At 39.6% G+C, this 14,330-nt stretch carries 14 protein-coding genes; 13 read left to right on the forward strand and 1 reads right to left on the reverse strand.

The window, feature by feature from the left end; genetic code table 11:
* Positions 1–23 precede the first annotated feature (23 nt).
* Positions 24–551: a DUF2529 domain-containing protein gene (locus tag H280_RS0103785; RefSeq protein ID WP_020059781.1), complete on the reverse strand. Its 528-nt coding sequence runs from the start codon at positions 549–551 to the stop codon at positions 24–26.
* A 192-nt stretch (positions 552–743) separates the two neighbouring features.
* Here H280_RS0103785 and H280_RS0103790 point away from each other — a divergent pair, with 192 nt between their 5' ends.
* The 13 genes from H280_RS0103790 (at position 744) to H280_RS0103855 (ending at position 13,982) form a co-directional block, all read left to right on the forward strand.
* Positions 744–1,112, forward strand: coding sequence for a response regulator (locus H280_RS0103790; RefSeq protein ID WP_020059782.1), 369 nt, complete (start codon positions 744–746; stop codon positions 1,110–1,112).
* Positions 1,113–1,322: 210 nt separating this feature from the next.
* Positions 1,323–2,180 carry a class II fructose-bisphosphate aldolase gene (locus H280_RS0103795; protein WP_020059783.1) on the forward strand — a complete coding sequence of 286 codons (858 nt, stop codon included), beginning with the start codon at positions 1,323–1,325 and terminating at the stop codon, positions 2,178–2,180.
* 260 nt (positions 2,181–2,440) lie between these two features.
* Positions 2,441–3,730: a UDP-N-acetylglucosamine 1-carboxyvinyltransferase gene (locus H280_RS0103800; RefSeq protein WP_020059784.1), complete on the forward strand. Its 1,290-nt coding sequence runs from the start codon at positions 2,441–2,443 to the stop codon at positions 3,728–3,730.
* Between the two features lie 494 nt (positions 3,731–4,224).
* Complete coding sequence (glpX, locus tag H280_RS0103805) at positions 4,225–5,190, forward strand: class II fructose-bisphosphatase (protein ID WP_020059785.1); 966 nt, start codon at positions 4,225–4,227, stop codon at positions 5,188–5,190.
* Positions 5,191–5,544: 354 nt separating this feature from the next.
* The gene (gene rho / locus H280_RS0103810; protein ID WP_020059786.1) at positions 5,545–6,816 is read left to right on the forward strand and encodes a transcription termination factor Rho; all 1,272 of its coding nucleotides are present in this window, start codon (positions 5,545–5,547) and stop codon (positions 6,814–6,816) included.
* A 141-nt stretch (positions 6,817–6,957) separates the two neighbouring features.
* Entirely contained in the window at positions 6,958–7,203 is a 246-nt protein-coding gene (locus H280_RS0103815; protein ID WP_020059787.1) for a type B 50S ribosomal protein L31, read from the forward strand.
* A 303-nt stretch (positions 7,204–7,506) separates the two neighbouring features.
* Entirely contained in the window at positions 7,507–8,085 is a 579-nt protein-coding gene (locus H280_RS0103820) for a thymidine kinase (RefSeq protein WP_020059788.1), read from the forward strand.
* A 269-nt stretch (positions 8,086–8,354) separates the two neighbouring features.
* On the forward strand, positions 8,355–9,422 hold the full coding sequence (gene prfA / locus H280_RS0103825) for a peptide chain release factor 1 (protein WP_028411089.1): 1,068 nt from the start codon (positions 8,355–8,357) through the stop codon (positions 9,420–9,422).
* Positions 9,422–10,270, forward strand: a complete 849-nt coding sequence (gene prmC, locus H280_RS0103830; protein WP_020059790.1) for a peptide chain release factor N(5)-glutamine methyltransferase — start codon at positions 9,422–9,424, stop codon at positions 10,268–10,270. The genes prfA and prmC overlap by 1 nt, the downstream gene beginning before the upstream one ends.
* Positions 10,271–10,597: 327 nt before the next feature.
* A complete protein-coding gene (gene spoIIR, locus H280_RS0103835; protein ID WP_020059791.1) occupies positions 10,598–11,425 on the forward strand; it encodes a stage II sporulation protein R in 828 nt (275 codons plus the stop codon).
* Between the two features lie 329 nt (positions 11,426–11,754).
* Positions 11,755–12,213, forward strand: coding sequence for a hypothetical protein (locus tag H280_RS0103845; protein WP_020059793.1), 459 nt, complete (start codon positions 11,755–11,757; stop codon positions 12,211–12,213).
* A gap of 107 nt (positions 12,214–12,320) precedes the next feature.
* Positions 12,321–13,364: an L-threonylcarbamoyladenylate synthase gene (locus H280_RS0103850; RefSeq protein WP_020059794.1), complete on the forward strand. Its 1,044-nt coding sequence runs from the start codon at positions 12,321–12,323 to the stop codon at positions 13,362–13,364.
* Positions 13,365–13,421: 57 nt separating this feature from the next.
* Positions 13,422–13,982 (forward strand): manganese efflux pump MntP, encoded by a 561-nt coding sequence (locus tag H280_RS0103855; protein ID WP_020059795.1) that lies wholly within the window; start codon positions 13,422–13,424, stop codon positions 13,980–13,982.
* Positions 13,983–14,330: the final 348 nt, after the last annotated feature.

The following is a 14,330-nucleotide window of genomic DNA, read 5'->3' on the forward strand; positions in this document are numbered from 1 at the left end:
CTACTACAGGGCGCCGTTTTCTGTTACTCATATTCATTCATAATGTCATCGATTGTAAATTTTAATCCGTGATATGCAAATAAAGCTGTCATTAAACTTGGAAAACCATAACGAGAGCCGTCATCATCTGGAATTAATGGTTTTACAAGCCTTGTATCGATATGTGTATCGGTGAATTGTTCTAATGATAATTCGCCTTCTTGTTTAGCTGAAATACCAACAATAAAAGAACCGTTTTCTTGCAATTGCTTTGCTAGTGAAATGATTTCTTCATCTGTGGAAAACCGGCTAATAAGTAGTACGCGATCAGAAGTAGTTACGTCTGCTTGTTTACCGCCATTAAATAGGCGTTTTGCATTTTGCATAGGCTCGGGTCCATATAAAGCCTCGCAAATTACACCTTCCATTTCTTTTGTACCATGCAAATAAATGTGCCCATCTGAGGCTAATGCCTGTGCAAGTAAACGAGCGCTATCTTCTATATTCATCTCTTCCTTCTGAGAAATTTTTGTGAAATAGCCACCTAGCTGAGTAGAAAAAATTTTAAACATGGTGATGCTCCTTTCTAGCGTGCTGAACGGCTTTCATTATAGCTTATTTATTTATGGTGGTGCTAGCACTAGGAAATGGGAAGCGGTAAAATAAGAAAGAATTAGGAAGGAATTTGATAAAAAGAAGCGAAAATAATCGAAAGAGATATGAGAAATACAAATTATGTGTTTAGTATAGAAAGGTTGGGGAGCATGGAAGGGAAAATTTTAATCGTTGATGATCAATATGGTATTCGTGTTTTATTACATGAGGTGTTTCAAAAGGAAGGGTACGAAACATTCCAAGCGGCAAATGGTTTTCAAGCCCTTGATATCGTGAAAAATGATTGTCCTGATTTAGTTGTTTTAGATATGAAAATTCCGGGCATGGACGGAATTGAAATTTTAAAACATATAAAAGAAATTAATCAAGACATTAAAGTAATTTTAATGACGGCTTATGGCGAACTAGATATGATTCAAGAAGCGAAAGAACTTGGGGCGTTAATGCATTTTGCAAAACCGTTTGATATTGATGAAATTCGGAGTGCTGTGCGAAAAGAAATTGCTGTACAAGCATAATCGTGAATTTTTTATTAAAATATATGAAAAAAGCGTTTTCATAGGCTGATGAGCAGGTGAATGCAGTTGAGTTTTTGAGTACAAGTTGGTATCCTATGGAGTGTAGAAGAAAGTCCGGTATGTGATTATACATATTTTTCCTCGTTGTGGTGATACTACCACCGATAAGAACTTATCGGATACAAAAAAACGTTTTTAGGAGGATTTACCATGCCTTTAGTTTCCATGAAAGAAATGCTAAACAAAGCGCTAGAAGGAAAATACGCAGTTGGTCAATTCAACATGAATAACCTAGAGTGGACACAAGCTATCTTAGCTGCTGCGGAAGAAGAAAAATCTCCTGTAATTTTAGGTGTATCTGAAGGTGCAGCTCGTCATATGACTGGTTTCAAAACAGTTGTAGCTATGGTTAAAGCTTTAATCGAAGAAATGAACATTACTGTTCCTGTTGCGATTCACCTTGACCATGGTTCAAGCTTCGAAAAATGTAAAGAAGCAATTGATGCAGGTTTTACATCTGTAATGATCGATGCTTCTCACCACCCATTTGAAGAAAATATCGAAACTACTAAAAAAGTAGTAGAATATGCACACGCTCGTAACGTATCTGTAGAAGCTGAGCTTGGTACAGTTGGCGGACAAGAAGATGATGTAGTAGCTGAAGGTGTTATCTACGCTAATCCAGAGGAATGTAAAGAACTAGTAGCTGCAACAGGTATTGACTGCCTAGCTCCAGCATTAGGTTCTGTACATGGCCCTTACAAAGGTGAGCCTAACTTAGGATTTAAAGAAATGGAAGAAGTTCGTGACGTAACTGGTGTACCTTTAGTACTTCACGGTGGTACTGGTATCCCAACAGCGGACATCAAAAAATCTATCTCTTTAGGTACTTCTAAAATCAACGTAAACACTGAAAACCAAATTGAGTTTACAAAAGCAGTTCGTGAAGCATTAAATAAAGACCAAGAAGTTTACGATCCTCGTAAATTTATCGGACCTGGTCGTGAAGCAATTAAAGCGACTGTAATCGGTAAAATTCGTGAGTTTGGTTCTAACGGTCAAGCATAATTCTAAAAATGACTTTAGAAACCGTCTAGCCTTTTAGACGGTTTCGTTTCGTTGTATAATGAAAGCGTGATCATTTTATAGGATAGACAAATTTTTGCTTGTTAGGGCATTTTAAGAGAAATATTTTTGTAATTGTGTAAAAATAAAGGAAACAAATAGCATGGATATACTCGCAAGTGTAAGACGTATCCGAAGTAGTGGACTTACCGGTTGAAGTAGGGAATAGATCGGGAAATGAATTCACAAGAAGGAGGCTTGAGATGGATAAGTTGCTGATTGAAGGCGGTGTGCCCTTACATGGTTCGATTCGTGTGAGCGGTGCAAAAAATAGTGCTGTTGCTCTTATTCCTGCGACCATTTTAGCAGAAACACCAGTTACAATTGGTGGTGTACCTAATATTTCTGATGTGAAAATACTCGGTGATTTGCTAGAGGAAATTGGTGGGTCTGTCACGTACCATCAAGATGAGGAAATGACAATTGATCCTTCTAAGATGGTAGCAATGCCTCTTCCGAATGGAAAGGTAAAAAAGCTGCGTGCTTCCTATTATTTAATGGGAGCAATGCTTGGTCGTTTCAAACAAGCAGTAATTGGGCTTCCTGGTGGATGTCATTTAGGACCAAGGCCAATTGACCAGCATATTAAAGGATTTGAAGCGCTTGGAGCACATGTCACGAATGAGCAAGGTGCAATATATTTACGTGCAGATGAACTGCGGGGCGCGCGTATTTATTTAGATGTTGTCAGCGTAGGTGCAACAATTAACATTATGCTTGCTGCTGTGCGTGCAAAAGGTAGAACAATCATTGAAAATGCAGCGAAAGAACCAGAAATTATTGATGTAGCCACACTGCTTACGAGTATGGGAGCTCGTATTAAAGGGGCAGGAACAGACGTGATTCGTATTGATGGTGTTGAATCGCTTCACGGTTGTTATCATTCTATTATTCCTGATCGCATTGAAGCTGGAACATATATGATTTTGGGTGCGGCTTCTGGTGGTGAAGTTGTAGTTGATAATGTGATTCCGCAGCACTTAGAATCTATAACGGCTAAGCTTCGAGAAATGGGTGTAAGAGTAGAAACACACGATGATCAAATTGTGGTAGGCGGAGATCAACGGTTAAAAATGGTAGATGTAAAAACGCTCGTATATCCAGGGTTTCCAACTGACTTACAGCAACCGTTTACGACGTTATTAACGAAGGCTAGTGGAACGGCAGTTGTGACAGATACCATTTACGGCGCACGATTTAAACATATAGATGAATTAAGAAGAATGAATGCACAAATTAAAGTAGAAGGTCGTTCTGCTATCGTGACAGGCCCTATTTCACTGCAAGGAGCTAAAGTGAAAGCCAGTGACTTACGTGCCGGAGCCGCTCTTGTCATTGCAGGTTTAATGGCAGAAGGGATCACAGAGGTTACGGGGCTCGAGCATATTGATCGCGGCTATGAAAATTTAGAGGACAAGCTTCGAGGTCTTGGAGCAAAAATTTGGCGTGAAAAAATGACAAGACAAGAGATTGAACAGATGAAAAACGCCTAAAGAGCTTTGTATATATAAATACAAATTAAAAACTGACATAAACCCCTTTTCTCTTTAGGGAGGCGAGAGCGTCTGGCCGTGATTAGAAGCGGTCAGGGCCTTTGCCTGCCACATGCGATGTTCAAACAGAGAGATGGAGAAAGTAGCAGGTTATTTTTCGTTCAGCACGGCTGCGACTTGTGTTCCCAAAAATCAATTTGGATTTATATATAGATCCAAATTGAAAAATCGACATAAAACCTTTCTTTTTGGGCAGACGAGAGCATCTGGCCGTGCATAGAAAGGTCAGAGCCTGTTCTGCCACATGCAACGTGAAAACAAAAAAGAAAGTAGTAGGGAACCTCTGCATAACAGTGACTTATATGTCGAAAAATCAAAATGTATTTATATAGGGAAAGCGATATCCTTGCGCAAAGTGTAAGAGGAAACAGGATAAGAAGAATGTTATGTGTGGGAGAAATATAAATATTACGGCTTAAAGGAGAGGGATTAGATTGGAAAGAAGTTTATCCATGGAATTAGTACGTGTAACGGAGGCTGCAGCGCTATCATCAGCACGCTGGATGGGACTCGGTAAGAAGGATGAAGCAGATGGAGCGGCAACTTCAGCGATGCGCGATGTGTTTGACACAGTACCGATGAAAGGAACTGTAGTAATTGGTGAAGGGGAAATGGACGAAGCGCCAATGCTATATATCGGTGAAAAATTAGGGACTGGATATGGTCCACGCGTTGACGTAGCGGTTGATCCGTTAGAAGGAACAAATATCGTTGCAGCAGGAGGATGGAATGCATTAGCAGTCATTGCCGTAGCGGACCATGGAAACTTGCTACATGCCCCTGACATGTATATGGATAAAATTGCGGTTGGCCCAGAAGCTGTTGGTGCAGTGGATATTAATGCACCGGTTATTGATAACTTACGTGCTGTTGCAAGAGCGAAAAATAAAGATATTGAAGATGTCGTAGCAACTATTTTAAATAGACCGCGTCATCAAGCAATTATTGAGGAAATTCGTAAAGCGGGAGCGCGCATTAAGTTGATTAACGACGGTGATGTAGCTGGTGCTATTAACACAGCATTTGATCGCACCGGTGTTGATATTTTATTCGGATCTGGCGGTGCACCGGAGGGAGTTCTAGCTGCTGTGGCATTAAAATGTTTAGGCGGAGAAATTCAAGGGAAGCTTCTCCCGCAAAGTGAAGCAGAATTAGAACGTTGTACAAAAATGGGCATTGGTGACGTTAACCGTGTTCTTCGTATGGAAGATTTAGTAAAAGGTGACGATGCAATCTTTGCAGCAACAGGCGTTACGGACGGTGAATTACTACGCGGTGTTCAATTTAAAGGAAGTACTGGTACAACGCACTCCCTTGTTATGCGCGCAAAATCGGGAACAGTCCGCTTTGTTGACGGACGTCACAGTTTGAATAAAAAACCAAATTTAGTTATAAAGTAAAACTTCCATGAGTGGGAATTTTTCTTCATTTCCAATAAAAGAAGTTATAACCAATTAGAATCGTACGGGCAGTTACCCCCCATCGATTTTCTCAGAATCTTGAGATGGGGTCTTGTTGTCCGTTAATGTGGGATAAAATAAGAAGTGTAAAAGTAATGGATAGAGCGAAGATAAATTTTATTGTCTTCGCTTCTTGTATTTGTCTTGCAATGTATTGATTAAAATGAGGTAAAAGGGTTACAATAGTGAATATTACTCTACTTGTACTTATTGCCTTTCATTAATATGTATTAACCTTCCAAAATTTTCCTTATCCAATGAAAAAAGAGAATAATATTAAAGTGTGGTGTCCGAATGAATTTAACAATTTCAGCATTAGAGAACATGAAGTTAAAAGAGTTATATGAACTTGCAAAAGAATTTAAGATTTCTTATTACAGCAAATTAACGAAGAAAGAGTTAATTTTTGCAATTTTAAAAGCGCGAGCAGAAAAAGAAGGTTTCTTTTTCATGGAAGGTGTACTGGAAATTATTCAATCAGAAGGATTTGGATTCCTACGTCCAATCAACTACTCTCCGAGTTCTGAAGATATTTATATTTCAGCTTCGCAAATTCGTCGTTTTGATTTGCGTAATGGAGATAAAGTTTCTGGTAAGGTACGACCTCCGAAAGAAAATGAACGCTATTTCGGATTGTTACAAGTTGAGGCGGTTAATGGAGATGATCCAGAGTCAGCAAAAGAACGTGTACATTTTCCAGCGTTAACACCGTTATATCCAAATCGTCAAATGAAATTGGAAACGGAAACGAAGAAATTATCAACACGTATCATGGATTTAATTGCACCAGTTGGATTTGGGCAACGTGGTCTTATCGTTGCACCGCCAAAGGCCGGTAAAACGATACTGTTAAAAGAAATTGCACACAGCGTTACAACAAATCATCCAGAAGCAGAACTGATTGTGCTTTTAATTGACGAACGCCCAGAGGAAGTAACGGATATTGAACGTTCTGTAAAAGGCGATGTTGTAAGTTCTACTTTTGATGAAGTACCAGAAAATCATATTAAAGTAGCTGAACTTGTACTAGAGCGTGCGATGCGTCTTGTTGAGCATAAAAAAGACGTTATCATTTTAATGGATAGTATTACCCGTTTAGCACGTGCATACAACCTTGTAATTCCGCCAAGCGGACGTACGTTATCTGGTGGTATTGACCCAGCGGCATTCCATAGACCAAAGCGCTTTTTTGGAGCGGCTCGTAATATTGAAGAGGGCGGTAGCTTGACAATTTTAGCAACAGCTCTTGTTGATACAGGGTCTCGTATGGATGATGTCATTTATGAAGAGTTTAAAGGAACAGGAAATATGGAGCTTCACTTAGATCGTTCTTTAGCAGAACGTCGTATTTTCCCAGCTATTGATATTCGTCGTTCTGGTACACGTAAAGAAGATTTATTGATTCCGAAAGAACATTTGGATAAGTTATGGGGTATTCGTAAAACAATGAGAGATACGCCAGACTTCATCGAAAGCTTCTTGCGTAAATTACGTCAAACAAAGACAAATGAAGAATTCTTGCAAAATATCCCTGCAGATTCAAAGAGATATGTAACGATGAAGTAATGCTAAAAACAGGTAGTTGCAAAATGCAGATAGCCTTGTTATAATTTCATCATGTGCGTTTCATCACTACAGTTGTGATAACAGCTAATGATGAAAAAACTCTGTTTCGAAAATGATTCAGGGCGGAAGGAGATGAAAAGAATGAAAGCAGGAATCCATCCAGATTACAAGAAAGTTGTATTTATGGATACAAACACAGGCTTCAAATTCTTAAGCGGATCTACAAAAGGTTCTAACGAAACTACTGAGTGGGAAGATGGTAACACTTATCCATTACTAAAAGTTGAGATCAGTTCTGATTCTCACCCATTCTACACAGGACGTCAGAAGTTTGCTACTGCAGACGGACGTGTTGACCGCTTCAATAAGAAATACGGCCTTAAGTAATAACAAACATAAAGCAGGCAAGTGTATATATCCGCTTGTCTGTTTTTTTTGCGAAAATATAAACCTTTACCTACTTAGATTAAGAATAAGTAGATAAATCCAAATTAAAAAACGACATAAAACCATCTTTTTTTAGGTGGGCGAGAGCATCTGGCCATGAATAGAAGCGGTCAGGGCCTTTTATTGCCACATGCGAAGTTCAAACAAAGGGAGAAAGTAGTAGGCTCCTTTTTTACCTGCATAGCAGCAATCTATATGTCGAAAAAACAAAATGAGTTCATATGGGTGAAAGGGGGAGCTTTTATGTACTTAATAAATCAACACGGTTGGCTTGAAGTGATTTGTGGAAGCATGTTCTCCGGGAAATCAGAAGAGCTCATCCGCCGTGTGCGTCGTACGCAATTTGCAAAGCAAAACGCAATTGTATTTAAACCGTGCATTGATAACCGTTATAGCGAAGAAGATGTCGTGTCGCATAATGGATTGAAAGTAAGAGCAGTTCCTGTTGCGGCTTCAAAAGAGATGTTTGAACACGTAACAGAAGATATTGATGTTATAGCAATTGATGAAGTGCAATTTTTTGATGGGGACATTGTGGAAGTGGTGCAAGAATTGGCAAACCAAGGCTATCGTGTAATTGTTGCCGGTTTAGACCAAGATTTCCGCGGTCTACCATTTGGACAAGTTCCTCAGCTTATGGCAATTGCGGAGCATGTAACAAAATTGCAAGCAGTATGTGCTGAATGCGGATCTCCTGCAAGTCGTACGCAACGTTTAATCGATGGGGAACCAGCTTCTTTTGATGACCCAATTATTTTAGTTGGCGCATCGGAATCATATGAACCACGTTGTCGTCATTGCCATGCTATATCAATTAAATAGAGATAAAAACTCGCTACATAAGGCGGGTTTTTTTAGAAAATGCGAACAGTTAGATGTGAATCTGTTTTTTTGGTGATATCTAGCTCCGGCGGCAAGAATGGTCGGTGGCTTCGCTTCTTCCTATGAGGCAAAGAGCGCCTCTACGTCAGAAGCTCCATCCCCCTCCCATTCTGAGCGAGCCGCCTTCGCTTTTAAAATATAATTTGCGTTTTTTTTGTTATGTGCCATATACTATGTGTATTAGAGACTAGGATGTTGAGGTGAATGGTGTGTTAGATCGTTTGCAAGCTGTAGAAGATCGTTATGAAAAGTTAAACGAGTTTCTAAGTGATCCAGAGGTTATTAGTGATCCGAATAAACTGCGTGAATATTCAAAGGAACAATCTGATATGCAAGAAACGGTAGAGGTGTACCGTGAGTATAAAGATGTTCGTGAACAATTAAGAGATGCAAAAGCGATGTTAGAAGAGAAGTTGGATGCTGACATGCGCGAAATGGTAAAAGAAGAAGTTTCTGAGCTAGAGGGACAAGAGAAGGAATTATCAGAGCGTTTGAAAATTTTACTTGTTCCAAAGGACCCGAATGATGATAAAAACGTTATCGTTGAGGTTCGTGGGGCTGCTGGTGGCGATGAGGCTGCTTTATTTGCTGGTGATTTATACCGTATGTATAGCCGTTATGCTGAGGTGCAAGGTTGGAAAACTGAAATTATCGAAGCGAGCTATACAGAACTAGGTGGATATAAAGAGATTATCTTTATGATCAACGGTAAAGGCGCTTTCGCAAAATTGAAATTTGAAAATGGTGCACACCGTGTGCAACGTGTTCCCGAAACAGAATCTGGCGGACGTATCCATACTTCTACAGCAACTGTAGCTGTATTACCAGAAGCAGAAGAAGTAGAAGTCGATATTCATGAAAAAGATGTTCGTGTTGATACGTTTGCTTCTAGTGGCCCTGGTGGACAAAGTGTTAATACAACGATGTCGGCGGTACGTTTGACGCATTTACCGACTGGTGTAGTTGTTTCTTGTCAGGATGAAAAGTCACAAATTAAGAATAAAGAAAAAGCAATGAAAGTATTACGTGCACGTGTTTATGATAAGTTTAGACAAGAAGCACAAGCTGAGTACGATCAAAACCGTAAACAAGCTGTTGGTACGGGAGATCGTTCTGAGCGTATTCGTACGTACAACTTCCCGCAAAACCGTGTTACAGACCATCGAATCGGTTTAACGATTCAAAAGCTAGATCAAATCTTACAAGGTAAGTTAGATGATTTCATCAACGCCTTAGTGATGGAAGATCAGGCGCAAAAGATGGAGGCAGCTGAGTAATGCGTGTCTATGAAGCCCTGAAATGGGCTTCTTCTTTTTTACGTGAACATGGACGTGATGAAAATGCGGGAGAAATTGTCCTTTGTCATGTATTAAAGATGAATCGAACAGGTTTAATGATGAATATGCGTGAAGAATTAATGGCAGAACAAGAGCGTACTTTTTCAGACTTTATCCACAAGCATGTAGCAGGCATACCTGTTCAGTATTTAATTGGATATGAAATGTTTTATGGACGTTCATTTTTCGTTAATGAAGAAGTGCTCATTCCAAGGCCGGAAACAGAAGAGCTTGTGCTAGGTGTGCTAACGCGTATTCGTCGTAAATTTGGGGATAAAGATGTACATGTGGCGGACATTGGTACTGGGAGCGGAGCGATTTCAATTACTCTGGCTTTAGAAAATCCGCATTTACATGTATACACAGTCGATATTGCCACGGAATCAATTGAAGTGGCGCGGAAAAATGCGAAAGAACTTGAGGCAAATGTAACGTTCTATCACGGTGATTTATTGTCGCCATTTCAGGAAACGAAGCAAAAACTAGATGTCGTTGTGTCAAATCCGCCTTATATTCCGGAAGAGGATTGGCGAGGGCTTTCTTCTGTAGTGAAAGAGCATGAGCCAAAGCGGGCACTTGTTGGTGGTGAAGATGGACTTGATTTCTATAGACGCTTTATGGAAGAGTTGCCAAAGGTGCTGCAAGAGGAGGCAATTGTTGCTTTTGAAGTGGGTGTAGGACAAGGTGAAGATGTGCGTGCCTTGCTGCAAGAAACATTCCCTCATGCGCATGTAGCGGTTGTATTTGATATTAACGGGAAAGATCGCATGGTCTTCGCGGAAATGTAATGTTAACAGGGAGCTGATTCTGAGTCAGCTCCCTGTAGTGTATCTAGCGTGTCTGGCATGTCGAATATCGTCGAAGCGCCGATATATTCTACAAAGCGGTCGATATGTATCCAACTTGATTTTTTAACACATAGATTGTTGCGATGCAAAATACAACATGCCCGCTACTATGCACGGCCAGTCCCTCTCGCCCATCTAAAAAGAAAAGGGTTTTCTGTTCGTTTTTTAATTGATATAATCACCTAAAAACAATAGATTCTAAATTTAGTAGTTTAGAAAGAAAAAAACTTGTCTACACTGTTTTACTGAAGGGGCGGTGGAGATAAGATGAAAAAACAAACGATTGCTTATCTACTTTTATTATTAATTGGTGCACAAATGATTGCGCACTTTGGATATATGAAAGCTGATGCAAAAGGACCTGTCGTAATTCCGAAAGAGGCAATTCGATTACGGATTTTAGCTAATAGTGATTCGAAGGAAGATCAAGAGTTAAAACGTAAAGTGCGTGATGAAGTGAAAGCGCAAATTGATGGCTGGGTGGCAGAGTTAAAATCGTTTAAAGACGCACGCCGCGTCATTCAAAGTCGTATCCCAGAACTTGAACAAACAGTTGCAAAAACATTGAAACGAGAAGGTAGTAAGGAAGCCTTTGCAGTTCAGTTTAATAAACACATAAAATTTCCAACGAAAGTATATGGAAATTTTATTTATCCAGCTGGAGAGTATGAAGCGGTACTTGTGACAATAGGAAAAGGTGAAGGGGCAAATTGGTGGTGCGTGTTATTCCCGCCTATGTGTTTCTTAGACTTCTCAAGTGGTACAGCTGTAAAGCGAGAAGAGAATGTTGTACAGGCAGAAACAATTGATGAAGACGATATAGAAGAAAATTATGAACAGAAAGAAATTGTGAAAGAAGAAGTAAAACAATCTCTTAAAGTGAAGAAAGAGGCGCGCAGCACGCCGAAACAAAAAGTGAAGGCAAAGGCTGTGCAAGAAAACCGTATCGAAAAAGAATTACAAGAAGAAAGCAAGCAAGAAGAACCACGTATTAGTAAACAAGAAGAGCAAGTGAAGGTGGTAGAAGAAACGGAAGAAAAGCCAGAAGTAAAATTGTTTATTGTAGAAGCATTTACATCTTTATTTTCAAAATAAGGTAACTACTCAGTTACTTTATGAAAAAAGGCAGAAAAGCATTTTTTTAAATGGCCAGGGAGGGACTGGTGATGCATAGGAGCGGTCAGGGCCTTTTCCTGCCACGTGCAAGGTTTGAAAACAAAAGTAGCCAAACAGTGCAGGCTCCTGCCTTGTTTGCATGACAGCAGTCTATATGCAAAAAAATGAATTTGTAAGTAATAGAGAGACACATCTTCACTAGAACCATACCTTCTTCTAAATTTCTAAAAGGTATAGCTGAGTAGTTACAAAATAGGTTCTAAAAGAGAATCCCTTCTCATATATACAAGTATGGGGAGGGATTGTGTATGAAACAAATTCGTTTTGCTACAAAAGCAGATGTGGAAAGACTGCAGATCTTTTTTGGACAAGCTCAGATGAAGGAAGAACGATTAGATCAATTGTATGGAAATTTTATGATATTAGAGGAAGAGGAACAAATTCAAGCGGCTGTTGGGTATGAGCAAACTGGAAGTGATGCGCTTCTTCGTTCTTGTTTATTCACACCTGCTGTGGATAAAACGATGTTCCTACATTTTTTTGAAACGTTTTTACAGTATATTAAAGAGAAAAATATTGAGCAATTATATTTACTCACAAATAGTCCACAGTCTGTGACAATATTTCAGTTTTTTCAATTTGAAATGGTGGAAAAAGCTGTTGTATCAGAAGGAATTCAGGAATTAGAACATTTTTGTAAAAATATAAAACAGCCGAACGTAATTATACTAAATTGTCAGCTATTCACAAAGTTATCCACTGATTAAATGGATTTATCCACATTTTGTGGATAAATCTTATTTGTCTTTTGGATAAATCTCATAGTAAACTACAAATAACAAGTATTTCATAGCAGAAAAGGACGTGGAAAAAAATGAATACAAAAATGTGGACTGTGGATAATGTTGTGGAAATAAAAAAAGATTATCCACAATTACAAGAAGCAGCGCATTTATTACGAGAAAATGAAGCGGTAGCGTTTCCGACTGAAACAGTGTACGGACTTGGTGCGAATGCATTAAGCGACGAAGCTGTTGCAAAAATTTTTGAAGCAAAAGGAAGACCAAGCGATAATCCGCTTATTGTACATATTGGTACGGAAGAACAATTAGATGGTATTGTAGCTGATGTTCCGCCAGTTGCGGATGTATTAATGAAGCATTTCTGGCCAGGACCATTAACGCTTATTTTTCCGAAAAAAGAAGGGATCTCTGAAAAAGTAACGGCTGGACTGGAGACGGTCGCAGTTCGTATGCCAGATCATCCAGTAGCATTAGCGCTTATTGAAGCAGCAAGTGTACCGATAGCGGCTCCAAGTGCGAATCGTTCCGGGCGTCCTAGCCCAACGCTCGCTTCTCATGTATATGAAGATTTAGACGGAAGAATTGCTGGTATTGTGGATGGCGGGGCAACGGGTGTTGGTGTGGAATCAACTGTACTAGATTGTACGAGTGAAATACCAACGATTTTGCGTCCAGGTGGTATTACGAAGGAGCAATTAGAAACGGTAATTGGCTCTGTTTTATTAGATCCAGCATTAAAGGATGAAACGGAAAAACCGAAATCACCAGGAATGAAATATACACATTATGCACCGAAAGCTCCGCTTAGTATTGCGTCCGGTTCGCGTACATTTATTCAACAACTTGTGGATAATAAAAAACAAGAAGGTTATAAAGTAGGTGTATTAACAACAGAGGAATATGAGCATGTCTATAAGGCGGACGTTGTTCTTTCTTGCGGAAAGCGCAGTGAGTTAGCAACCGTTGCGACAAATCTTTATGATGTATTGCGTACATTTGACGCAAGTGGTGTTGATATTATTTTCAGCGAGTCGTTCCCAAGTGAGGGGATCGGTAGTGCAATCATGAATCGTTTAACAAAAGCTGCTGGTCACCAAATCATCTTCGAAAAATAAATTCTAACTCTCCTCGGACTTGCATATTGTGAAGTAGCAAGTCCGAGGGGGGACATTATGACAATTGAACATATTATAAGCGAATTGTTGCCGCTATTTATTATGGCATTTGCGCTAGGGCTTGATGCGTTTTCAGTTAGTCTCGGTATGGGCATGATTACGCTTAAGCTGCGTCAAATCTTTTATATAGGCATTACAATTGGTACATTTCATATTATTATGCCTTTTATCGGTATGATGCTTGGGCGTTTTCTATCAGAGCAATTTGGTTCTATTGCGACTATTATAGGTAGTATTTTATTAATGGGATTAGGATTTCACATTGTGTATACGTCAATGTCACACGATGATGAGCATAGAAATGTTCCGGCCGGAGCAAGTTTACTATTGTTTGCTTTTAGTGTGAGTATGGATAGTTTTTCTGTTGGCTTAAGTCTCGGTATTTACGGAGCGCGTACGTTTGTTGCAATTCTCATATTCGGTATTGTGAGTATGATGCTTACTTGGTTTGGATTGTTAATTGGTCGCAGGGCACAAAGTATTCTTGGAACATATGGAGAAGTACTTGGCGGTATTATACTTGTTGGATTTGGGATAAAATTATTATTTTCAGTATGAACGCAGTCAACGTTAATCGTATTTATTATAACTCTTATTTTGTTATATTTCTTTGTTGTGAAATTAGCGAAACCGAAGAAAAAAGAAGTCGAATCAGTTCGTGAAGAATAGTATGAAAGCCCAGCTGCGATAAGTAGCTGGGCTTTCATAGTTGTATACATAAAATATCGGCGTCTTCCGCCGAGGCAAAAAGCGCCTCTATGTCAGAAGCTCCATCCCCCTCTTGTTCTGAGCGAGCCGCTTCCGCTTTTAGTTATATCTAGCTCCGGCTCCTAGCCCCTTCCGTCTAAGAACCTTCCCCACGAGAAGGTAAAAAGCACCTTCTGTGGGAAAGAACCTTAGCCAGCG

The organism is Bacillus sp. 123MFChir2 (assembly GCF_000383235.1).
Classification (GTDB): domain Bacteria; phylum Bacillota; class Bacilli; order Bacillales; family Bacillaceae_G; genus Bacillus_A.